Below are 23218 nucleotides of genomic sequence, written 5' to 3'. Positions count from 1 at the left end.
CCGCCCGGCGCGCCGCCGCCGACGGCGCCACCCCGCCCCCGCGAACACACCGGCCGCCCCGGACGCGGCGACCGCTCAGCCCCAGTGCCGTCCCCGCCGCAGCGACGCACGGCCGGGCTGGGACAGGTGCAGCACCCGGAACACGTCGCCCGCCCCCCGCGGCGCCGGGCCCGCCCACAGGCTGAAGTCCAGCAGCTCCCAGTGGCGGGGGTCGACGGCCACCGCTGCCGCCACCAGCCCGTCCTCCCGTACGAGCCGCCCGTGCGCCTCCACCGCACGTGCCACCGCCTCGGCGGGCGGCTCGTGCGCGCCGATCCGCTCCCGGAGCCGCACCGCGTACCGGGGCGCCGCGCCGGCCGCCGGCCCCTCGCCGTACGCCGCGCCCGCCCAGTGGAGCACCTCGGGCCGCCCGAAGTCGTCCACGATCCCCTGGAAACCGGGCCCCCACAGGAAGGCGTTCATGCCCTCGGGCGCCGCCCACAGGTAGAACGGCGCGTACTGGTTCACCGGTGCGCCCGCCGACCGCTCCCGTACGAGATACGCCTTCAGGCCGAGGCCGGGGAAGTCGTCCAGCAGGTGCCCGCGCGTCGCCACCCGGTGGCGGATGATCCCCATGTCGTAGTCGGCGGGCAGGGTGATCTCGTACTGCGTCGCGTGCATCAGGCGGTCCGCCGTCCCGCGAGGAGGGCCAGCAGCCCGTCGACCGCCGCGTCGAAGGCGGCCGCCGACCCCGACGCGCGGGCCAGCACGTAGCCGCCCTGCACGGTGGCCACGACCGCCGCGGCCGTACGCTCCGGGTCCAGCGCCGGGTCCAACTCGCCCGCCTGGACGCCCTCCCGCAGGACGTCCGCGAGCCGGCCCCGCAGCCAGTCCAGGGTCTCGTCCACCGGGGCGCGCAGCGCGTCGTCCGCGACGACGTCCGGGTCCATCGTCAGCCGCCCCACGGGGCAGCCCCGCAGCACGTCCCGCTCACGCCGGAGGTACGCCTCCACGCGCGCGTACGCCGTGCCCTCGCCGCCCAGGGCCCGCTCGGCCGCCGCGCGCAGGTCCGCGGCGGTGCGGCGGATGGCGGCGAGCGCCAGGTCGGACTTCCCGGCGAAGTGGTGGTACATGCTGCCCTGGCCCGCACCCGCCCGCTGCTGGATGGCCTTGGGGCTGGTGCCCACGTAGCCGCGCTCCCACAGCAGGTCGCGCGTCGCGTCGACCAGTCGTTCGGAAGTGGTCATGGAAGGACTGTACATACCAGTAGGTACAGACGTCCACGGGTGCGGGGCGGGGAACGCGGCGGGGTGTGCGGCGGGGAACGCGGCGGGGCGGGCGGGCCCGTCCCGGTCCGCCCCGCCGCACCTCCCGCCCGCCCCGGCGCCGCACCTGCGGTGCGACGGCTCCGTCCGCCTGCCCTCCGGTCAGCCCGCCGCGGTCCTCCCGCGGTCATCCGTGCCGCGGCCGCCCGGCGGCCGTGCGTCACGCGGCCGCCGCGCGGTCATCCCGCCACGGCCGACCGGGCGGCGGCGGCCTGGCCCCGTACGGTCTCCGCCGCCTCGGTCCCGTCCCCGAAGGGCACGGGTTCCATGAACGCGGCGCCGCCCGCGGCCCCGTAGGCGGGAACCGCCGGGATGCCCACGGGCATGGCCGAGGGCGCCGGGAGCGTGAACCACACGACCTTGCCCGTGTCGCCCCGCGGGCTCGCGCCCCAGCTCTCGCTGACCGCCTCTATCAGGGCGAGCCCCCGCCCCGACGTGGCGAGCGGGTCCGGCCCCTCCTGGAGGTGCACGACGGCGGGGAGGCGCGGATCGTGGTCGTGGACGGAGACCGTGAGCCGGTCGAGGAGGAACTCGATCTCGACCGTGCAGACCTTGTCCGGTGTGGCGTGCCGGTGCACGTTGGTCAGGAGCTCGGTGACCCCGAGCACCGCCTTCTCGATGAGGGGGTCGAGGTTCCAGTAGCGCAGTTGCGCCGACACGATTCTGCGGACCTGACCGATCCGCGACGGCAGTGCCTGGAGTTCAAGCGCGCACTGCCTGCTGATTGCCTGGCTGATCACGGCTGCGACTCCCCGAAGTAGGTCCGGAAGAAGACGAGGATCGGATCCAGTGGAGTGGGTGGGCTGGCGCGTGGACCGACGGGCTGGATCGCAGCGTCACCGTCGACTCACCCTGGGTGATGTCAATCCAGCGTGGACCAGAGGGGACCGCTTCGCAACTCGCGGAGCAGACGCACCGTCAGCCCCGCACGCCACCAAGCCCGGCAGCCCATCCGCTCCCGCACACCCCGGCGTCCGGGCGGGCCGCACGCCCCGGCGTCCGGCGGACCGTCTGCCCCGGCGTCCGGTGGTCCGTCCGGCTCGGCGGACCACGGCGTCCGGCGGTCCGCCCCGGTCGGGCTCTCACGGGGCCCGTCCCTCGGGCCCCGCGGGCGCGTGCTCCGGTCGTGGCCGCTCGCAGGGACCCCCGCCCCGAGTCCGGGACCCGGCCGCCCCGCGCCGGGGAACGCCCCGGTGTGCCCGGACGAGCGGGTGCCGAGAAGCCGCCGCCCGCGCCCGGCACGCCGCGTGGCGGTCCTGACGGGGCCCGCGTGCTGCGTGCCGCCCCGCCCCCGCGCGCCCGTGCGTCGGCGAATCCGTGACGCGCCCGCGCACGCGCCGCGCGGACGGGAGCCGCGCCCGCGCACCCGGCCTCGCGCCAGGGCCGGCGCCTCACGCGCCCGACGGCGCCTCGTCGGAACCGGCGGCTCGCGCGCGGGGTGGGCGGTGTCGTCAGTCGCGGCGGCCGCCGGCCCTGCGCACGGCCTCCAGGAACCGCCCGGCGAGCGTCGCGCCCGACTCGGGCCGCATCGCGCGCTCCCCCATGGTGAGGCGGTAGCGGGCGCCGTTGAGCGTGGCGACCGCCGCGTCGCGGGACGCCGCGAACCAGGGCCGGCCCGCCCGGACCGCCCGCACCGGCGCGCTGTCGATCTCCCGGCCGTAGCTGGTCAGCAGGGCCAGCCGGCCGCCCTCGATACGCACCTCGCCGGCCGTCGTGAGCGACCGCGGCCACCGTTCGATGCGTACCCCCGTGGCGCTGAATTCGGGTTCAGTCATGGATCCGCCGCCCCCTTCGCACCGTTCCAGGACGCCCAGTCTGCACGTGCGCCCGGCCGTGCACCAGCCCGCCCGCCGAGCTGTCTGCAAGCAGCGCCTATGAGGGGTCAAAGTCATCGTTTGCCCAGGTGGGGCAGGTATGTTCGGTCGCGGGACCCATGAGGGGACCGTGGCGCGCAGGACGCGAACGACGAGGAGTGGCCCGTGACGACCGTTGAGCAGCCCGAGCCGGCCGGCCCGGACGCCGGCGCCCCTGCGCAAGCCCCGGGCGCGGGGGCGGCGGCCCCCGGCACCGCCGCGGCGAGGACCCGGACGCCCCTCGCGACCATCGACGTCGACCGCAGTGATCCGGCCTACCGGTCCTGGCTGAAAGACGCCGTGCGGAAGGTCCAGGCCGACGCCAACCGGTCGGCGGACACCCACCTCCTGCGCTTCCCGCTCCCCGAGTCCTGGGGCATCGACCTCTACCTCAAGGACGAGTCGACCCACCCCACCGGCAGCCTCAAGCACCGCCTCGCCCGCTCCCTGTTCCTGTACGGGCTCTGCAACGGCTGGATCCGCCCCGGCAAGCCCGTCATCGAGGCGTCCAGCGGCTCGACCGCCGTCTCTGAGGCGTACTTCGCGAGCCTGATCGGCGTGCCGTTCATCGCCGTCATGCCGCGCACCACCAGCGCCGAGAAGATCCGCCTCATCGAGTTCCACGGCGGGCGCTGCCACTTCGTCGACGACTCGCGGCGCATGTACGAGGAGGCCGCCGCGCTCGCCGCGCAGACCGGCGGCCACTACATGGACCAGTTCACCTACGCCGAGCGCGCCACCGACTGGCGGGGCAACAACAACATCGCCGAGTCCGTCTACCAGCAACTGCGCCTGGAGCGGTACCCGGAGCCCGCCTGGATCGTCGCCACGGCCGGCACCGGCGGCACGTCCGCGACGATCGCCCGCTACGTCCACTACATGCAGTACGACACCCGCGTCTGCGTCCCGGACCCGGAGAACTCCTGCTTCTTCGACGGGTGGACGCGCGAGGACCCGGACGCGGTGAGCGACTGCGGCTCCCGCATCGAGGGCATCGGCCGCCCCCGTATGGAGCCCAGCTTCGTGCCGGGCGCCGTCGACCGCATGATGAAGGTCCCCGACGCGGCGAGCGTCGCCGCCGTGCGCGCCCTGGAGACCGCCATCGGCCGCAAGGCGGGCGGCTCGACCGGGACCGGCCTGTGGAGCGCCCTGAAGATCGTCGGGGAGATGGTGGCGCAGGGCCGCACCGGCAGCGTCGTCACGCTGATCTGCGATCCGGGGGAGCGCTATCTGGACAAGTACTACTCGGACGCGTGGCTGGAAGAGCAGGGGCTGGACATCGCCCCGTACACGGCGACGCTCGACGAGTTCCTCGCCTCCGGGGTGTGGCCGGACTGACGGCCGGGGACGGCCCGTCACCCCGACCGGCGGGCCGTCCCCGTACGCGCGGCCCCGCAGCGGCCGGGCCGTCCCCGTACGCGCGGCCCCGCAGTGGCCGTCCCCCACGCCCACCCGGCGGGCGCCGTGCCCGGCCCGCGCACGGCCGCGCCCGGCCTCACCTCGGCCCCGCGCCCGCCCCGGCCTGCCGGTCACCCCGCCCCGGCCTGCCGGTCGCCCGGTCCCGGGCGTCTCCGCCCGGCCGGTCACCGGCGGACGGAACCGCCCAGCAGCCGGTCCAGTTCGCGGCCGAAGACCCGGCGGCCGGCCAGGGCCAGCAGCGGATCGCACCAGCGCGGCACCCCCCGTACGCGCAGCTCCTCCACCCACGTCACCCGTGCTCCGGAGCCCTCCGGGTGCACGGCGATCTCCGCCCAGCCGAGCACCACGCGCCCGGACTTCTCCAGACGGCACACGCCCGGCCCGGCGCCCGGCGGCTCCCAGCGGACCACGGTCATCGGGTCGTCGAAGCCCAGCGGACCGACGCCGGTGCGCGCCGTGAACCGGGTTCCCCGCCCCGGCGGACCCGGCGTCAGCACCCGTACGCGGGTCAGCGGCACGTCCACGGCGTGCGCCCGCCAGTCGGTCACCCGCCGCCACGCCTCCGCCGGGTTCAGGTCCGTACGCCGCTCCAGCCGGAAGACGCTCACGCGCCTGCCCTCCCGGCACCCGCCGCCGAGACCGCCGGACCGGCCTCCGGCACGGCCCCGTTCCCGGCCTCCGGCACGGTCGCGCTCCCGGTCTCCGGGCCGCCCGCGCCCGGCGCCCCCCGGCCCGCGACGACGAGCCCCGGCAGGTGCTCCGCCATCGCGGTCCGCACCTCGTCCGACACCCCCGAGTCCGTCACCAGGGTGTCGACGTCCTCCAGCCGGGCGAACGAACTCAGCGCCACCTTGCCCCACTTGGTGTGGTCCGCGACGACCACCACCCGCCGCGCCGCCCGGATCAGCCGCCGGTTCGTCTCCGCCTCCGCCAGGTTCGGCGTGGACAGCCCCGCCTCCACCGACACCCCGTGCACCCCGAGGAAGAGCACGTCGAAGTGGAGCGACCCGATCGCCTGGTCCGCCACCGGCCCGACCAGCGCGTCCGACGGGGTGCGCACCCCGCCCGTCAGCACCACCGCCGCGGCCCCCGGCCGCGCCCCGGCGCCCGGCTCCCGGGCGGGCGCCGCCGTGTGGAACACGTCCGCCACCCGCACCGAGTTGGTCACCACCGTCAGGCCCGGCACGTCCAGCAGCCGCCGTGCCACCGCGTACGTCGTCGTACCCCCCGAGAGGGCGATCGCGGTGCCCGGCGCCACCATCGCGGCGGCCACGCGCGCGATGTCCTCCTTCGCACCCGGCTCCAGCGCCGACTTCGCCTCGAAACCCGGCTCGTGCGTCCGCGCCTCCGCGACCGGCACCGCCCCGCCGTGCACCTTCTCCACCACGCCCTGCCGGGCCAGCGCGTCGAGGTCGCGGCGGACCGTCATGTCGGAGACGTTCAGCCGGCGGGTGAGTTCGTTGACCCGCACCCCGCCGCGCCGTCTCACCTCGTCGAGGATCAGGGCGCGCCGCTGCTCCGCGAGGAGGTTCTGGTTGTCGCTCACCGCTGGGGCCGGTCCTTCCGTGGTCTGGTGCGTGGATCGGGCGCCGCGGTCCGCCGCCGTCCGTGCAGGTGGCCCGTACAGGCACATCCTGCCACGCGCTTCGCCCGCGGGGCGGGCGGGGAGATTACGGGAGAGCCGTACGGCGCGCCGCCCCCACCACCGGGGCCGGGCCGTCCGGCCGCCCGCCCCTGCCGCAGGAAGCGAGCACCGAAGTGTCCCCAGCCGCACCGGAACCCGCACCGGAACCAGCACGGTCCCCCGCACCGGCCCCCGCACCGGCCCCCGCACAGTCGGCCGCAGCGGACCCCGCGCCGGCCCCCGCCCCGTCCGCCGCACCGGCCCCCGCGCCGCACCCCGCCCGGCAGATCACACCGGACCGCGCCGCACCGGATCCGCGCGGCACCGGAGCCGCGCTCGAACTCCTCGTCCACGGCGTCGGCGGCACCACGCCCGACGAGATGCTGGACGACCCCCGCACCGTCCGCGTCACCGGCGACGGCACCGCGGCGGTGTACCGGAGGACCGCCGACCTGCGCGCCGAGAGCGAGCCCGAACGCTTCCGCGGCGGCCCCGTCCCGGAGGCGTACTGCTGGTCCAACCTCACCTCCGGCAACGGCACCCGCGCCCTGTGGTTACTGCTGCTGCCCTTCATGGTGGTCAACCTCGCCCACTGGATGCGCCCGCCCGCCACCCGGCACGGGCGCTCCGCGCGCCTGTACGGCGTCCTCGTCCGGCTCGTCGCGCTCAGCCTCACCGTGCTGCTGACCGCCGCCGCCTGCGAGGTCGCCCTCGACCTGGCGGCGTGGCAGTGCGCGGGCGCCGCCGCCTGCACCGGCGACCGCCCCTGGCTCGCCTTCCTCGCCGCCGCCGAGGGCGGCTGGTGGTCGCAGCCGGGCCGCCGCCTCACCGTCGCCGCCGCCGTCCCCACCGCGCTGGTGGCGCTCCTGTGGTACCTGTCCCACCGCACCTGGAGCGCGTACGAGGCGCAGCGCCCGCCGCGCGGCGAGGACGAGCACGCGGACCGCCCCGCGCTCGGCCGGCCCGGATTCTGGTACGGCCGCCGGCTCGTCGCCCGGCTGCGCGCCGCGCACACCGCCGCCGGGCTGCTCACCGTCGCCGCCGCCGTCGCCGGGGCCGCCGCCCGGTACGACCGGGGCGCCGCCGCGGGCACGCCGCGCGCCGCGCTCGGCTGGTGCGTCGAGGCCGCCCTCGCCGCCGCCGCGGCCGTCGTGGTGGTCGTCGTCTGCCGGCGGGGCCGCAGCGAACGCCGCCTCGACGGCCGGCTCGACCGGGCCCTGGTCACCTGGCTGCCGGGCGCCGCCGCCGCCCTGCTGGCCCTCTCCGCGCTGTACGCCTCCTGGCCCCGGCCCGATTGGCGCTCCTCGGGCGCGTTGCCCGGCGACACGGCGTTCTCCGTGCTCCTCGTCGGCCAGGGCGCCCTCATCCTGCCGCTCGCCGCCGTCGCGCTGCGGCTGCACCGCCGCGACCCCGATCCGCGCACCGCCCTGCACGGCCTGGCCGGGCCCGCCGTCGCCGTGCTGGCCTGCGCGCTCGGCGGGGTGATGGCGGGCGGTGTCGCCCAGCGCGTCGCCGACTGGCTCGACGGGCCCGCCGCCCCCGGCGCCGGGGGCGGGCCCCTCGTCGGGCCGCCGCTGCTGCTGAGCTGGGAGGCCGCCGCCATCCCCGTCCTGCTGGTGCTGCTGCTGGTGCCCACCGTGTTCCTGGTCGTGCGCACCGCGTTCGCCGCGCGGCGCCTCGCACCCGTCGTGGAGGCCGAGTACGCGGGGGAGACCCCCGACCGGATCCGCACCCGCCGCATCGCCCGCGTGCGGGCCGCCGCGGGGCTGACCGACGCCGCGCCCGTCCTCGTCGGGCTCCTGGCCGCCGCGACGCTGCTCCTGGGCGCGGGGGGCGTCGTTGGGACGTGGGGGAGCGGGACCGTCCCGGCGCGGGCGTTCGACGGGGCGCCCGGGTACGTGGACGGGCTGGCCGAGGCGTGCCAGGCGCTCGGCTCCTGGCTGGTCGGGCTGGGCTTCCTCCTCTTCGTCACCTGGGGGCGCCGCGCCTACCGGGACGCCTCCGCCCGGCGCACGATCGGGATCCTGTGGGACGTCGGCACGTTCTGGCCGCGGGCCGCCCACCCGTTCGCCCCGCCCTGCTACGCCGAGCGGGCCGTGCCCGACCTGGCGTGGCGGATGGCGTCCTGGACGGGCCGCACGGGCGGGCGCCTCGTCATCTCCGGCCACTCGCAGGGCAGCGTCCTGGCCGCCGCCGCCGTCTGGCAGCTGCCGCACACGACCCGCCGCCGCGTCGCGCTGCTCACGTACGGCTCACCGCTGGAGCGGCTCTACGGGCGCTGGTTCCCCGCCTACTTCGGCCGCGAGCCGCTCTCCGGGCTCGACCGGGAGCTGCACTGCTGGCGCAACCTGTGGAGGCGCACCGACCCGATCGGCGGTCCCGTGCGGCTGCCCGCCGAGGGCGGCAGGCCCGAGGTGGACCACCCGCCGCTGCGCGACCCGGTCGTCTACGGCCGGACGCCCGACCATCCGCTGCCCGAACCGGTCCTGGGCCACGCCGACTACCAGGCCGACCCGGCGTTCGCCCGGGAACGGGCGGCGCTCCTCGACCGGCTGCCGCCCGCCCTGCCGCTTCCGGTGCCCCGGCAGCGCTCCGACGGGCCCGACGACACCGCCTGACAAGGCGCCGCCCACGGTCCCGGCGGCACGGGCGGATCCGGCCCCACCCGCGTACGCCACGGTGACACCGGCCGGCGGGCCCCCGGGGCGCCCACCGGCCCGGCGGCCCAGGCGCCACCCGGCGGCCCGGCCCCTCAAGGCAGGTCCGGCAGGTCCTCCGGGTACAGCAGGCTCAGGTCGTCCGTGCTCGCGCTGGCGAGCGCGGCGACCCGGCCCGCGTGCCGCTCCACCATCGACTCGAACGTCTGCCGCGCGGTGCGGCCGTTGCCGAAGGCGGCGCCCTTGGGCAGCGCCCCGAAGTACTTCAGCAGCGCCTCGGCCGCCCCGTCCGCCAGCCGGTACTCGTGGTCCTCGGCCTGCTGCTCGACGATCCGCAGCAGCTCCTCCGGCGTGTAGTCGGGGAAACTGATGGTGCGGGAGAAGCGCGAGGCCACACCGGGGTTGACGGTGAGGAAGCGCTCCATCTCCGCCGTGTACCCGGCGACGATCACCACGACCGCGTCCCGGTGGTCCTCCATCAGCTTCACCAGCGTGTCGATCGCCTCACGCCCGAAGTCGCGCCCCGAGTCCTCCGGCGACAGCGCGTACGCCTCGTCGATGAACAGGACCCCGCCGCGCGCCCGGTCGAACGCCTCCTGCGTGCGGATCGCCGTGGACCCGATGTGCTCGCCGACCAGATCCACCCGCGACACCTCCACGAGGTGGCCGCGCTCCAGCACGCCGAGCGACGCGAGGATCTCGCCGTACAGGCGGGCCACCGTCGTCTTGCCCGTGCCCGGGTTGCCGGTGAACGCCAGGTGGCGGCGGACGGACGCCGCCTTCAGCCCGGCCTCCTGCCGCCGGCGCCCCACCTCGATCATGTTGGTGAGCGTCCGGACCTCCCGCTTCACGCTCTCCAGCCCCACCAGCGCGTCCAGTTCGCCCAGCACGTCCTGCGCCTCGCGTACCGGCTCCGGGGCGGGCACCGCGGCGGCGGACGCCTGCGCGGGCACGGCGCCCAGCAGGCCGACGGCCACCCGCCCCGCGGGCGCGGTCGCCACGGCGGAGCCTCCCGGCGCCGCCGTGGACGACGGGCCGGCGACCGGCGCGGAGCCGGTACGGGCGACCCCGCTCTCGTCGCTGGTGCACTCCTCGGTGACCGGCCCGTCCTCGCCGAACTCGTACCCCCCGCGCGCGCAGCGCTCCGTACGGCACTGCCGCAGCGTGGTCCGGCACCCGTCCATCACGTGGAAGCCGAATCCGCCGCTGCCCGCGACCCGGCAGCCGGTGAACGTGCCGCGGCCCTCCGCCGACACGTAGAACCCGGCCTCGGCGGGCGAGGTGACCGTGCACCGCTCCACGGCCGGGTCGGCGCCCTTGGTGACGATGACACCCGTCCGCACCCCGTCGAACGCGCAGTTGGCGAGGGTGCCGCCGCTGCCGTGGTCGCGGAACCAGGCGCCCGTCGTCGCCTCACGGATCCGGCAGTCGTCGAGCTGGGCGGTCCCCCCGTCGCTCACGGACACGGCGGTGTTCCGCACCTGCGCCAGGTCGCTGTCGACCACGTCCACCCGCGATCCGCGGTCCAGCACGAACAGCGCGTCCGGCACGTCGTGGACGCGGCACGCCTCCAGCACCGCCGTCGCCCCGTCGCTCACCCACACCGCCGGGTAGTCGCCCGTGCTGTCGTGGATCTCGCACTGGTTGGCGTCCACCCGCGTGCCCGGGTCCCACACCGACAGGCCGTTGCGCCCGAACCGCCGCACCTTCGACCGGGTCAGCGTCAGCACCGAGCGGGAGCGCAGGTCGACCGCGTTCTCCGGGACGTCGTGGATGTCGCAGTCGGAGAGCGTCAGCACCGCGTCGGTGTCCAGCGTCACCCCGTCCGCCGAGGTGCGGTGGACCACCGTGTCCGTCAGGTGCGCAGCGGCCCGGCCGCTCACCCGCACACCGCTGCCCCGGATCTCGTACACCTCGCAGCCGATCGCCTCCAGGCCGCTGTCCTCGCCGGTCACCGACAAGCCCGCCCCGGAGGCGTGGTGGACGCGGCACCGCTCCAGCCGCGGATGCGCCCCGCCGCTCACCGACAGGCCGGCCTGGCCCGCCGCGACGACCTCGCACTCCTCGAACACGCCGCCCGCGCCGTCCAGTACGCCGATGCCGACGCCGGCCGGGTTGTCGACCGTGCAGCGCCGCACCGTGGGCCGCGCCGCGCCCCGCACCTCGACGCCGACCGCCGAGCGGGTCACGATCCGCAGGTCCATCAGCTCCGGCGTGCCGTCCTCGACGAGCAGCGCGGGCGCCGCCGCGTCCTGCCCCTCCAGGTGCAGGTCCCGTACGGTCGCGGAGGCCCGCACCGTCAGCGGCACCCCGTCGGGCGGGGCGATGCGCACCGAGCCCACGGCGCCGTCCGCGCCGCGCAGCGTCACGGCGCGCCGCAGCACCAGGTTCTCCCGGTACGTGCCGGGGGCGACGGTGAGGACGTCGCCGTCCGCCGCGGCCTCCAGGGCCGCCGCGAGGGTGGCGTACTCGCCCGTGCGGCGCCGCCACCGCGACGTACCGCTGTGCGTGACCTGGACCGTGCCCTGTGCCATGGTGCTGCTCTGCCCCCACCTCGTGCGCTCGCGGCGACCCGCTCACCAACCCGTCGCCCCACCGTAGCGCGCACGGCGCGGCCCGGCGGCCCGCTCGGGCCCGGCACCGTCCTGTCCCGGCCGCCCGCCGCGGGCGCGCCCTCGCCCACCCCGCGCGGGCCGTGCGCCCGGGGCGCACGGGACCGCGCCCGGGGCGCGGGAGGAACCGCAGGGGCGCGTGTACGCCGGGTGGCTCCCCGCACGCGGGCGAGGTGCCGGTCGACGGGCGTCGGCGGCAGAGCGGAGGCCGCCGGTCGACCGGCCGTCCGGGCGGAAGCCGACCGGTTGACGGGGCGTCGGCGTGCGGGCCGGTGCGCGGGGCGTGCGGACCTCACGGCGGGACACGGGCCCCGCCACGGGCCCCGCCACGCGCCCGGCGCGCCCCGCCGCGTGCGCCGCCCGTCCGGCCACGCGCCCGTACCGACCGGCCGGGAGTCAGCCGTCGTCGCGGGTGGCGAGGACGCGCACCGGGTCACCGACGCGCAGGGTGCCGGTGGACTCCGGGACGAGGTTCTGGCCGAAGATCACCTTGGAGCCGGACCTGCGGTGCCGCGAGAGCGTGCGCAGCGGCTCCTTGCCCCGGACTCCGGTCCGCTGGTCGGTGGTGGTCACGACGCAGCGGCCGCACGGCTTGGCGACGCGGAAGACCACCTCGCCGACGGCGATGCGCGCCCACCGGTCCTCCTCCCAGGCGGCCGTGCCGTCCACGACGACGCTCGGCCGGAAGCGCTCCATGGGCAGCGGTCCCTCGTCGGCGTGGTCGCCCGCCGCGATCAGGGCGTTGAGCGCGTCGAGCGAGGCGGTCGTGGTGACCAGCAGGGGGAAGCCGTCGGCGAAGCTGACCGTCTCGCCCCCGCGCGCGTAGGCGGGGTCGACCGGACGGCGGCGCGCCGGGTCGTCCATGTGCACCAGCCGTACGCCGGCGCCGAGGTACGCGCTGAACCACGCGTCCGCCTCCGCACCGGCCGGCACGGCCTCGACCTTCGTGCCGAACACGTCCACGGCGACCGTCCCGCACGACGCCGGGTCGGGCACGGCGACGGCCAGCGGGGCGCGGCCGGGTGCCGACACCCGCACCCCGCCGTCCGGCAGCGGCGCGGCGGAGGCGGGCGCCAGCGCCGCGTGCTGACGCTGGGTCACCGCCTTGCCGTCCCGGTCGGCCACCATCCAGCGCCGGTCGCCGGCCAGGCCCCACGGCTCCACGGCCGCCTGAGCGGGCGCGAAGCCCCCGAGGGCCTTCACGGGGTAGACGTGCAGGGAGCGCAGGGCGGGCCGGGGCGTGACCTCTTCGTTCGGCATGGCCCCATCCTGCCAGCGGCGCTCCCTGCCCTCCCGTCCGGTGCTCGTCAGTAGCCTCCGCCCTGGTACGGCCTGCGGTACGGGTCGTCGTACGGGGCCGGGGGCGCCGGGGCGGGACGCGGTGCGGCGGCCGGGCGCATCGCCTCGTAGCCGGTGGAGGCCGGGGCGACCGGGCGCATCGGCTGCGGGCCCTGCGGACCCGGGTAGCCGCGCGGGGCGTGCGCCTGCTGCGGCACGTACGGCGCGGGCGCGGCCGGTGCCGGGGCGTACGCGGCGGGGGCGTACCCCGCCGGAGCGGGCTGCGGGGCGGGGGCCGGGTAGCCGTAGCCGCCGCCGTAGGAGGGAGTGGCGGGCTGCGGCGCGGGCGCCGCCGGGAGCGCCGGGAGGGCCGCGGGGAGCGCCGGCAGGTACGAGCTGCCGGTGTCGTACGCGGCGGGCACTCGGATCGGGGCGATCTGAGGCGTGCCCCGCTCTGCGACGAGGGAGTCGTAGATCGGGGTGTCCGGGAACGACGGCGCGTGGTAGTACGCACCGCCGTACGAGGCACGGGGGGAGGTCATGGCCCTAAGTTAAGCCCACGATGTGCCGGGTGGAAGTCTGATAAGCGGGTTGTTTGCCGCGTCTTGTGCACCCACGGAACGCCAATGCCGCCCAACACGGGAAAATCGGTCTTCCCGGCGTCTTAAGATCGCGTAAAAGCCGAGATGGCAGGGGGTTACCGACGGGTCGGCGGGGCGTGCGGGGAGCCGCCGGATTAGCGTGGTCGGCACATATGTCACCAGGGTGCGGAACGCGATGGGGGCGGCATGTCCATGCTTAAAGGAGCCAATGTTCCGGTGCCGACGCGGACTCTTCGCGTCGAATTGGGGTGGAGTTCGGGTCCCGGTGTACCGGACGTCGACGTCTCGGCGCTACTGCTCGTGTCGGGAAAGGTGCGTTCCGACGCGGACTTCGTCTTCTACAACCAGCCGGCCCACCCCTCCGGCGCGGTGCGCCTCGACGGCAGGCGGACCTCCGGCACCGCCGTCACGGACACCGTCACCGTGGACCTGCCGCGTGTGGAGAGCGCCGTCGAGCAGGTCGTCCTGGCCGCGTCGGCGGACGGCGGCGCCTTCCGCCAGGTGCCCGGGCTGTACGTGAGGGTGCTGGACGCGGCGGACGGCACGGAGGTCGCGCGGTTCGAGAGCCGGGGCGCGACGGTGGAGACCGCCCTCGTCATGGGCGAGCTGTACCGGCGTCAGGGCGCGTGGAGGTTCCGCGCGGTGGGGCAGGGGTACGGGTCCGGACTGGAGGGCCTGGCGACGGACTTCGGCATCGTCGTCGACGAACCGCAGGCCGGTTCGCAGGCCGCCCCGCAGGCGCCGGGGTCCTCGGCCGCCGCGCCGCCCGAGGCCGAACCGTCGCCCGTACACGCCTCCCCGCCCGTGTCCGCGCCGCCCGCCGCCCCGATGGGCGCGTCCCCGGTGGCCGCGTCCCCGGTGGGGGCCGGCAGCGGGCCCGCCCCGGCCGCCGCCGCGCCCGCACCGAGCACCGCGCCCCCGCCCGTACCGGCCGCCGCGCCGGCGCAGGTCTCCGCTCCGGCCCCCGCGCCCGCCCAAGACCCCGCCCCCGCCCAAGACCCCGCGCCGGCGCAGGTCTCCGCTCCGGCTCCCGCCCCCGCGCCGGCCCCGGTCTCCGCGCCCGCGCCCGCGGCGGCCCCGGTCTCCGCGCCCGCGCCCGTTCCCGTGCGGCTGTCCAAGGTGACGCTCACCAAGGACGCCCCCGCCGTGTCCCTCGCCAAGCAGGGCGGCACGTCCGGCGCCCTGCGGGTCAACCTCGACTGGAGCGTCCGCGAGCAGGCCCACGGCTGGGGCGCCAAGCTGGGCATGCCCGTCGCCCGCCACCTCGAGTTCGATCTCGACCTGTGCGCCCTCTTCGAGCTGACGGACGGCGGCAAGGGCGTCGTCCAGGCGCTCGGCGGCACCTTCGGCTCCCTCCACCACCCGCCCTACATCCACCTCGACGGGGACGACCGCACGGGCGCCGTCGACACCGGGGAGAACCTCACCGTCAACCTCGACCACAAGGCCGACTTCCGCCGCATCCTCGTCTTCGTCACCATCTACGCGGGCGCCCGCAGCTTCGCCGACCTGCACGCCACCGTCACGCTCACCCCGGAGCACGGGGCGCCCGTCGAGTTCTCCCTCGACGACTGCACCGTCCCGTCCACCGTCTGCGCCCTCGCCCTGATCACCCGTCAGGGCGACGACCTCGTCGTCCGGCGCGAGGCCCGCTACCTGGTCCCCGCGCGCGGGGTCAGCCCCCAGCGGACCGTCGACCAGGAGTACGGCTGGGGCATGCGGTGGACACCCGGCCGCAAGTAGCCCGCCCCGTCGCGCCGCGCGCCGCACAGCCGCACCCCCTCCGGGCGGCACGGGCGACGGCCGCGGCGGTCACCGGTCCGCCGCCGCGCGGGGCGCCGGGGCCGGGTACGTGCGCCCCTTCCAGGCCGCGCCCCGCCCCCGGTGGTGCCGCACCGCCGAGTCGACCGTCATCAGCAGGTACAGACCCGCCGTCAGCGGCAGCAGCGCGGCCTGCCACAGCGGCTGCCGGTAGTAGCGGAGCATCGGCGCGTACGTACCCGCCATCAGCGCCCACGCCGCGCCGCCCGCCCAGGCCGCCACCGCCGCCGCACCGCCGCCACCCGCCGAGGACGCCCCGCCCGCCCCCGCGAGCCCGGCGGCCAGGCACACCGGCGGCGCCAGGTACACCAGCGCCAGCCCCGCCACCGTCAGCGCCAGCAGGGCGGCGCTGTGCCGGAGCTGGGCGTACGCGCTGCGCGCCACCATCCCCCACAGGTCCGCCAGACGCGGGTACGGCCGCACGCTGTCCACGTGCTCCGCGAGCCCCAGCCAGATCCGCCCGCCCGCACGGCGCACCGCCCGCGCCAGGGCCACGTCGTCGATCACCGCGTCCCGGATCGCCTCCGGCACCCCGGCCCGCCCCGCCGCCTCCGCCCGCAGCAGCACGCACCCGCCCGCCGCGGCGGCCGTCCGCCCAACGCCCCGGTTGATCCGGCGGAACGGGTAGAGCTGGCAGAAGAAGTAGACGAACGCCGGTACGACCAGCCGCTCCCAGCAGCCGGACACCCGCAGCCGCGCCATCTGCGACACCAGGTCCAGGCGGTGCGCCTCGGCCGCCGCCACCAGCCGGCGCAGGCTGTCCGGGGCGTGCGCGATGTCGGCGTCCGTGAGCAGCAGGAACTCCGGCGCCCCGCCCTCCCGCGCGCGTACGGCCCCGACACCGTGCCGGACCGCCCACAGCTTCCCCGTCCACCCCGGCTCGGGCGGCCCCGGCGAGACCACCGTCAGCGGCAGGCCGCCACCGCCCGGCCGCCGCGCCCGGTCCGCGGCGCGGGCCAGCGCGCGGGCCACGTCCCCGGTCCCGTCCGTGGACCCGTCGTCCACCAGGACCACCTCCGCCCGGCCCGGATAGTCCTGGCCCAGCAGCGAGGGCAGGCTCACCGGCAGGACGCCCGCCTCGTCCCGCGCCGGCACCACGACCGCGACCGACGGCCACCGTTCCGGCTCCGCCGAGCCGGGCGGCAGCCGCTGGTCGGTCCGCCAGAACAAGGCCTGCCCGAGGAGCAGCCACACCCACGCGGCACACGAGAAGAGGGCGATCCATCCCATCACGCTCATTCGCCGCAGTCTGCCCCACAACGGGGCGCGCCGAAGGGCGGTCGGCTAGGGTGACCGGGTGAAGATCGCGCTCATGGACTCCGGGATCGGCCTCCTGCCGGCGGCCGCCGCGGTGCGCCGGCTGCGGCCGGACGCCCAGCTCGTGCTCTCCTCCGACCCCGACGGCATGCCCTGGGGCCCCCGCACTCCCGACGACCTGACCACGCGCGCGCTGGCCGTGGCCCGCGCTGCCGCCGCGCACCGGCCGGACGCCCTCGTCGTCGCCTGCAACACCGCATCCGTGCACACCCTGCCCGCGCTCCGCGCCGAGCTGGAGCCGGACATCCCGGTCATCGGCACCGTACCGGCGATCAAGCCCGCTGCCGCGGCCGGCGGCCCCGTCGCCATCTGGGCCACCCCCGCCACCACGGGCAGCGCCTACCAGCGGCGGCTCATCGCCGAGTTCGCCGCCGGAGTGGACGTCACGGAGGTGCCCTGCCCGGGCCTGGCCGACGCCGTGCAGGAGGCGGACGAGGTCCGGATCGACGCCGCCGTCGCCGCCGCCGCCGCGCTCACCCCGGCCTCCGTGACCACCGTGGTGCTGGGCTGCACCCACTACGAACTGGTCGAGGAGCGCATCCGCGCCGCCCTGCGCCCCGTCACCGGCCGCGACGTCACGCTGTACGGCTCCGCCGACGCCGTCGCCGCCCAGGTCCTGCGCCGCCTCGGAGCACCCGCCCGCCCGGACGCCGCCCCGGCCCCCGACACCGCTCTCACGGTGCTGCTCAGCGGCCGCCCGTCCGCCCTCCCGCCCGCCGCCCTCCGCTACCCGCAGGGCCGCCTCCTGCGCAGCCCGGTCGCCACGGGCTGAACGCCGACCGCCCACCGGGCGGCCCGCGCCGGCCGATGGGGCGCGCCCGCGGGCGGCGCGCCCACCGCCTGGGCCCCGGGCGCCCTCGGCGGCCCGCCACCCGCTGCACGCGCACCCGTCGCACCGGCGGGCGCGGTGGTGGTCTCACCCGGTCGCGGCGGCCGGGGAGCCGGGGCGGGGACCGGTGCGTACGCTCCGAACATGAGGGAGCCCAGCGACGCCGGCGCCCCGCCGGGAGCCGACCGCCCCGCCCCCGCCTTCGTGGCGGTGCCCGAGACGTGGAAGGGGCGCGCGACGAACCGGTGCCAGTGGCTGCTCGCCGCCGCCGGGGCCGGGTGCCTCGCGCTCGGGGTCGCCCTGGCCGCCGGGGCGGTGTGGACGGGCGGTGTCACGGCCGCGCTGATGGCGGTGGTGGGCTGCGTCGCCGCCGGGCTGCTCGTGCTGTTCGGGACGCTCGCCTTCGTCCACGTCGAGCTGACCGTCGACCGGCACGCGCTGGAGGTGCGGTGCGGGCACATGGGCGTGCCCCGCCGGCGCATCCCGCTGGGCCAGGTGGTGAGCGCCGAGTTCGACCCGGGGGTCACGCCGCGCGCCTGGGGCGGCTGGGGCTGCCGCTGGCGACCGGGGAAGGGCACCGCCGTCGTCGTCCGGCGGGGCGAGGGCGTCGTCCTCACCCTCGGCGACGGCCGGACCCTCACCGTCACCGTGGACGACGCCGAGACGGCGGCCCGCGTCATCCGCCACCGCCTCCACCTGCTCGGTCGCGCAGCACCGCCCACCCGGCCCTGACCGGCGCCCCCGGCCGTGCGGCCTCGGCAGGGGGCCCGCCCGACCGGCTGCCGGCGGCCCGGTACCAGGCCGGGGGCGGCGGCCTTTCGGCCGTGCGCCCGGGGTGCCGGCGACGTCCCCGGTGCGGCCCGGCTGGACCGGCGGTTCCCCCGCCCTCCCGGCATCCGGCCCGCCAGCAGGTTCGCCCGCGCTCCGGCGGCGCCTCGCCCCCGGTGTCGTCGGGGCGGCGCCGCCGTCCAAAGGTCGGCGGCCCCCGGCGGGTCGCGCGGTCCGCTCCAGCGTGGGGGGCCCGGCGGCTTCGTCCGGCGGGTCACCGTGAGCCGGGTGACGCCGGTCTCCGCGCATGGGGCGGAACCGCGAGCGGCGCGCGGTGAGGCGCACGGCCCCGTCCGGCCCGGCCCGCCTTCCGCCGAGCGGGCCGGTCCGGTCCCGCTCCACGTCGTGCGGCGGGGCGCCGTAGACTCCGCCAGGTGAGCGCCACCACCACCCCCGTCGCCGTTCCCGGACCGCCGCGGCCGCAGGAGCCGCGCATCCGCGGGCCGCTCCACCGGCTCGTACGGCCCGGCGCCGCCGCGCTGTCCGGGGCCGCCCTCTTCCTGAGCTTCCCGCCCCGGCCGCTGTGGTGGCTGGCCCTCCCCGCGTTCGCCCTGCTCGGCTGGACCCTGCGCGGTCGCCGTCCGCGGGCGGGCTTCGGGCTGGGCCTCCTCGCCGGGCTCGGGTTCCTGCTGCCGCTCCTGGTGTGGACCGGCGAGGAGGTGGGCGCGGTGCCGTGGCTGGCGCTGGCCGCCGTCGAGTCGCTGTTCGTCGCCGCCACCTGCCTCGGGGTCGCCGCCGTGTCGCGGCTGCCCGCCTGGCCGCTGTTCGCCGCGGCCGTCTGGGTCCTCGGCGAGGCGTTGCGCGCGCGCGTCCCCTTCGGCGGCTTCCCCTGGGGCAAGATCGCCTTCGGCCAGGCGGACGGGGTGTTCCTGCCCCTGGCCGCCGTGGGCGGCACACCCGTCCTCGGCTTCGCCGTCGTCCTGTGCGGTTTCGGCCTGTACGAGGCCGGGCGCCTCCTCCTGGACCGCCGCGCGACCGGCGGCCTGCCGCGCGGCCCGCTCGCCGCCGCCGCGCTGTCCGTCCTCGCCCCGGTCACCGGCGCGGCGGCGGCCCTGCCGCTGGTCTCCACCGAGGCGGAGGACGGCACCGCCACGGTCGCCGCGATCCAGGGCAACGTGCCGCGCCTCGGCCTGGACTTCAACGCCCAGCGCCGGGCCGTCCTCGACAACCACGTCCGCCGCACCGAGCAGCTCGCCGCCGACGTCGCGGCGGGCCGGGAGCCGAAGCCGGACTTCGTCCTGTGGCCGGAGAACTCCTCCGACCTCGACCCGTACCGCAACCCCGACGCCCGCGACGCGATCGACCGGGCGGTCCGCGCGATCGGCGTGCCGACGGTCGTCGGCGCCGTCCTCTCCCCGGAGACGGGCCCCCTGCGCAACACGCTCCTGCAGTGGGAGCCGGAGCGAGGCCCCGTCGCCACCTACGACAAGCGCCACGTCCAGCCCTTCGGCGAGTACATCCCGATGCGGTCCGTGGTGCGGGTCTTCAACAAGGACGTGGACCGGGTCAGCCGGGACTTCGGCCCCGGTGACGAGGTCGGCGTCTTCGACCTGGCGGGCACCCGCGTCGGCCTGGTCACCTGCTTCGAGGCGGCCTTCGACTGGGCGGCGCGCGACACGGTCACGCACGGCGCCCGGCTGATCTCCGTGCCGAGCAACAACGCGACCTTCGGCCGCAGCGAGATGACCTACCAGCAGCTCGCCATGGACCGCGTACGGGCCGTCGAGCACAGCCGCACTGTCGTCGTGCCGGTCACCAGCGGCGTCAGCGCGATCATCCTCCCGGACGGGCGGATTGTGCGGCGGTCGGGGCAGTTCACCCCGGACGCCCTGGTCGCACAGGTGCCGCTGCGCTCCTCGCTCACCCCGGCGACCCGCATGGGCGTCCTGCCCGAGGCGCTGCTGGCCGCGGTCGCGCTGGGCGGCCTGGGCGGGGCGGCCGCCCTCGGCGTACGCGCCCGCCGCACCGGCCCGCGAAAGCCCTGAGCGGCGCGGTGCCGGACGGCGGGTGCCCGGAGGCCCCGCAGGGGGCGGTCCGGGGCGTCCCGGTGCCCGGCTCCGCCGCCTCCCCCGGCGCGGACCGCCGCCGGGTCGCCGGCCAGTAGGGTCGGCACATGGCGACACCGGACTTCATCAAGGCCATCCGCGCCTCCGCGGGCCACCAGTTGCTCCTGCTGCCGGGCATCACCGCCGTCGTCCTGGACGACGACGACCGCGTCCTGCTGATGCGCCGCGCCGACGACGGCCGCTGGGCGCTCATCGGCGGCATCGCCGAACCGGGGGAGCAGCCCGCCGTCACCGCCGTGCGCGAGGTGTACGAGGAGACCGCCGTGGAGTGCGTCGCCGAGCGGATCGTCATGGTCGAGGCCCAGCCGGAGCCCGTCACCTATCCCAACGGCGACCGGTGCCAGTACATGGACATCGTGTTCCGCTGCCGCGCCACCGGCGGCGAGGCCCGCGTCAACGACGACGAGGCGCTGGAGGTCGGCTGGTTCCCGGTCGACGCGCTGCCGCGCCTCCACGAGAGCCAGCTGTTCCGCATCAAGCAGGCCCGCACCGACGAGCCCACATGGTTCGCCACCATGCCCTGACGCCGAAGTATGGGTCGCGGCCCTATGGGTGGGGACCATACGGCTCCCTAGGGTTCGGGGCATGACCGCGCCCGCGCCTGAGCCCGGCACCCCCGCACGGCGCGCTGCCCATGTCTCCTCAGCCCATGGGCCGGGCGCATGTCCCTCCAGGCCCTCCCATGTGGCCGCCGACCACCCTCCGGGCGACCACCGCCCGGCCGACCACCCTCCCCGGGGCGACCACCGCCCGGGGCCGGACACGGATCGGCCGGACACCGCCCGGGAGGGGGGACGGCGGCAGGACCGTCCGCCGTCCCCTCTCCCGAGGCCGCCCGTGCGGTTGTCCACAGGGCTGGTGCACCCCGACGTCAGGCAGGTATCCCTGTGACCATGTCCGGAGAACAGCAGGCCCGCCACCAGCACGACCAGGTCCCCTTCCTGGAGCTCCTCGCTCGGGGCGCCGCCGTCGAGGCGTACGACCGGCCGGTGCTCCTCGCCCGCGCGGACGGCGCGGACGCCGCGGCCCTCGCCGGGCTGGAGCAGGCCAAGCAGCTCGCGCTGCGCGTGCGCGCCGAACTGGAGGGGCGCCGCCGCCGCGAGGCCGAGCTGTCCGCCCTCTTCGAGACCGCCCACGACCTCGCGGGCCTGCGCGACCTGGACGCGGTGCTCCGCGCCATCGTGCAGCGCGCACGCTCCCTGCTCGGCACCGAGGTCGCGTACCTGAGCCTCAACGACCCGGTGGCGGGCGACACGTACATGCGGATCACGGACGGCTCGGTCTCGGCCCGCTTCCAGCAGCTCCGCCTCGGCATGGGGGAGGGGCTGGGCGGACTCGTCGCCCAGACGGCCCGCCCGTACGTCACGGACGACTACTTCCGCGACGACCGGTTCCAGCACACGCGCGCCATCGACGCCGGGGTGCGCGACGAGGGCCTGGTCGCCATCCTCGGCGTGCCGCTCACCCTGGGCAGCCAGGTCATCGGCGTGCTCTTCGCCGCCGACCGCCGCGCCCGCGTCTTCGAGCGCGGACAGGTGGCGCTCCTCGGCTCGTTCGCGGCCCACGCGGCCGTCGCCATCGACACGGCGAACCTGCTGGCGGAGACCCGTACGGCCCTGTCCGAGCTGGAGCGGGCCAACGGCATCATCCGCGACCGCAGCGGGGTGATCGAGCGCGCCTCGGAGGTCCACGACCGGCTCACCGAACTGGTGCTGCGCGGCGGCGGCGTGCGGGACGTGGCCGACGCCGTGTCGGAGGTCCTCGGCGGCACGGTCGAGTTCACGGAGGCCCGGCAGCCCAGGGCGTCCGCCGACGGGCGCGCGGTCCGGCGCGGTGACGCGTGGGTCGCTGCCGTGTCCGCGGGCGGGGAGGTGTTCGGCGCGCTTGTCCTGCGCGGCAGCGACCGGCTCGACCCCGTCGACCGGCGGACCCTGGAGCGCGCCGCGATGGTCACCTCGCTGCTGCTCCTCGCCCACCGCTCGGCGGGCGAGGCCGAACAGCGCGTACGGGGCGAGCTGCTGGACGACCTGATCGACGCCCCCGGCCGGGACCCGCGCCTCCTGAAGGACCGGGCCGCCCGCCTCCACGCGGACTTCGGGGTACGGCACGTGGTGCTGGCCGCGCGGCTCGAGCGCGACCGGGAGGACGCGGGCGCGGACGGCACGGCACCGGGGGACGCGTCCCACCCGCGCACCTGCGCACCCCCCGGCCCGCCCTCCGCCGCCGCCTCCGGCGGGCCGTCCGGCGGGGCCTCCGCCGCGCCCGCCGGACCGGGGCGGGCCCACGCGGACCGGCAGCGGCTGTGGTCGGCGGCCTCCCACCTGGCGGCGACCCGGCGCGGCCTGGCGTCGAACCGCGACGGCGGCACGGTCCTGCTGCTGCCGCTCGGCCCGGACGAGACGGCCGCCGGCGTGGCCCGCCGCACGGCGCTGGACCTCGGGCGGACCCTGCGCGAACCGGTCACCGTCGGCGCGTCGGCCCCGGCGAAGCCGCCCGCCGCCGACCCGGCCGCCATCGGCCCCGCCTACGCGGAGGCCCGCCGCTGCCTGGCCGCCCTGGCACTGCTGGGCCGCGCGGGCGAGGGCGCCGCCGCCGACGACCTGGGCTTCCTGGGGCTGCTGCTCGCCGACCGGGGGGACATCGACGGCTTCGTGGAGCGCACCATCGGCCCCGTCGTCGCCTACGACCGGCGCCGGGGCACGGAGCTGGTGCGCACCCTCGACGCGTACTACGCCACGGGGATGAGCCCGGCCCGCACCAGGGAACTGATGCACGTCCACGTCAACACGGTCGCGCAGCGACTGGAGCGCGTCGGCAGGCTCCTGGGCGAGGACTGGCAGTCGCCGGACCGCTCACTGGAGGTCCGGCTGGCGCTGCGCCTGCACCTGCTGTCCCCGGCCCTGTCCCGCTGAGGCCCGGCCGGCCGCGCCCGGCACCCGGCGGCGGGCCCCGACGCGGTGACCCGCCGACGACGGCCGGCCGGGCCACCGCGGAGGAGGCCGGTGGAC

At 77.4% G+C, this 23218-nt stretch carries 18 protein-coding genes; 8 read left to right on the top strand and 10 right to left on the bottom strand.

The annotated features are described in order from the left end of the window. Positions 1–75 precede the first annotated feature (75 nt). From CP974_RS01925 to CP974_RS01910, 4 genes are all read right to left on the bottom strand, one after another. Complete coding sequence (locus CP974_RS01925) at positions 76–660, bottom strand: DUF4865 family protein (RefSeq protein ID WP_031130017.1); 585 nt, start codon at positions 658–660, stop codon at positions 76–78. Then, positions 660–1226: a TetR/AcrR family transcriptional regulator gene (locus tag CP974_RS01920; RefSeq protein ID WP_069975324.1), complete on the bottom strand. Its 567-nt coding sequence runs from the start codon at positions 1224–1226 to the stop codon at positions 660–662. The genes CP974_RS01925 and CP974_RS01920 overlap by 1 nt, the downstream gene beginning before the upstream one ends. A gap of 257 nt (positions 1227–1483) precedes the next feature. Continuing rightward, positions 1484–2044 carry an ATP-binding protein gene (locus CP974_RS01915; RefSeq protein WP_078915463.1) on the bottom strand — a complete coding sequence of 187 codons (561 nt, stop codon included), beginning with the start codon at positions 2042–2044 and terminating at the stop codon, positions 1484–1486. 711 nt (positions 2045–2755) lie between these two features. Further along, positions 2756–3079: a hypothetical protein gene (locus tag CP974_RS01910; protein ID WP_031130013.1), complete on the bottom strand. Its 324-nt coding sequence runs from the start codon at positions 3077–3079 to the stop codon at positions 2756–2758. Positions 3080–3406: 327 nt separating this feature from the next. On the opposite strand from CP974_RS01910, the gene cds1 reads away from it, so the two are divergent. After that, positions 3407–4495, top strand: coding sequence for an L-cysteine desulfhydrase Cds1 (gene cds1 / locus CP974_RS01905; RefSeq protein ID WP_031130012.1), 1089 nt, complete (start codon positions 3407–3409; stop codon positions 4493–4495). Positions 4496–4740: 245 nt separating this feature from the next. Here cds1 and CP974_RS01900 read toward each other — a convergent pair whose 3' ends face one another. Next, complete coding sequence (locus CP974_RS01900) at positions 4741–5184, bottom strand: SRPBCC family protein (RefSeq protein ID WP_031130010.1); 444 nt, start codon at positions 5182–5184, stop codon at positions 4741–4743. Beyond that, a complete protein-coding gene (locus tag CP974_RS01895; protein WP_174887771.1) occupies positions 5181–6122 on the bottom strand; it encodes a DeoR/GlpR family DNA-binding transcription regulator in 942 nt (313 codons plus the stop codon). Before CP974_RS01895 ends, CP974_RS01900 begins: the two co-directional genes overlap by 4 nt. Positions 6123–6487: 365 nt before the next feature. Between CP974_RS01895 and CP974_RS01890 the strand changes: the two genes are divergently transcribed. Next, positions 6488–8818: a hypothetical protein gene (locus tag CP974_RS01890; protein ID WP_031130006.1), complete on the top strand. Its 2331-nt coding sequence runs from the start codon at positions 6488–6490 to the stop codon at positions 8816–8818. A 134-nt stretch (positions 8819–8952) separates the two neighbouring features. Here CP974_RS01890 and CP974_RS01885 read toward each other — a convergent pair whose 3' ends face one another. The 3 genes from CP974_RS01885 to CP974_RS01875 form a co-directional block, all read right to left on the bottom strand. After that, complete coding sequence (locus CP974_RS01885; protein WP_031130005.1) at positions 8953–11391, bottom strand: right-handed parallel beta-helix repeat-containing protein; 2439 nt, start codon at positions 11389–11391, stop codon at positions 8953–8955. 474 nt (positions 11392–11865) lie between these two features. After that, the gene (locus CP974_RS01880; RefSeq protein WP_031130004.1) at positions 11866–12729 is read right to left on the bottom strand and encodes an MOSC domain-containing protein; all 864 of its coding nucleotides are present in this window, start codon (positions 12727–12729) and stop codon (positions 11866–11868) included. Between the two features lie 47 nt (positions 12730–12776). After that, positions 12777–13289, bottom strand: a complete 513-nt coding sequence (locus CP974_RS01875; protein WP_031130003.1) for a DUF6643 family protein — start codon at positions 13287–13289, stop codon at positions 12777–12779. 252 nt (positions 13290–13541) lie between these two features. On the opposite strand from CP974_RS01875, the gene CP974_RS01870 reads away from it, so the two are divergent. Continuing rightward, positions 13542–15092: a TerD family protein gene (locus CP974_RS01870; protein WP_031130001.1), complete on the top strand. Its 1551-nt coding sequence runs from the start codon at positions 13542–13544 to the stop codon at positions 15090–15092. Positions 15093–15161: 69 nt separating this feature from the next. Here the strand turns inward: CP974_RS01870 and CP974_RS01865 are convergent, their stop codons facing one another. Continuing rightward, positions 15162–16409 (bottom strand): glycosyltransferase, encoded by a 1248-nt coding sequence (locus CP974_RS01865; protein ID WP_031130000.1) that lies wholly within the window; start codon positions 16407–16409, stop codon positions 15162–15164. 58 nt (positions 16410–16467) lie between these two features. Here CP974_RS01865 and CP974_RS01860 point away from each other — a divergent pair, with 58 nt between their 5' ends. The 5 genes from CP974_RS01860 (at position 16468) to CP974_RS01840 (ending at position 23122) form a co-directional block, all read left to right on the top strand. Next, positions 16468–17259, top strand: a complete 792-nt coding sequence (locus CP974_RS01860) for a glutamate racemase (RefSeq protein ID WP_031129999.1) — start codon at positions 16468–16470, stop codon at positions 17257–17259. Positions 17260–17460: 201 nt separating this feature from the next. Next, positions 17461–18048, top strand: a complete 588-nt coding sequence (locus CP974_RS01855; RefSeq protein ID WP_223844500.1) for a hypothetical protein — start codon at positions 17461–17463, stop codon at positions 18046–18048. Between the two features lie 470 nt (positions 18049–18518). After that, positions 18519–20129 carry an apolipoprotein N-acyltransferase gene (gene lnt, locus CP974_RS01850; RefSeq protein ID WP_031129996.1) on the top strand — a complete coding sequence of 537 codons (1611 nt, stop codon included), beginning with the start codon at positions 18519–18521 and terminating at the stop codon, positions 20127–20129. Between the two features lie 128 nt (positions 20130–20257). After that, complete coding sequence (locus tag CP974_RS01845; RefSeq protein WP_031129994.1) at positions 20258–20734, top strand: NUDIX hydrolase; 477 nt, start codon at positions 20258–20260, stop codon at positions 20732–20734. A gap of 369 nt (positions 20735–21103) precedes the next feature. Further along, a complete protein-coding gene (locus tag CP974_RS01840; RefSeq protein WP_031129993.1) occupies positions 21104–23122 on the top strand; it encodes a helix-turn-helix domain-containing protein in 2019 nt (672 codons plus the stop codon). Positions 23123–23218: the final 96 nt, after the last annotated feature.

This window comes from Streptomyces fradiae ATCC 10745 = DSM 40063, from assembly GCF_008704425.1.
Taxonomy (GTDB): Bacteria; Actinomycetota; Actinomycetes; order Streptomycetales; family Streptomycetaceae; genus Streptomyces; species Streptomyces fradiae.
This window is presented reverse-complemented; position numbering and strand designations above follow the sequence as displayed.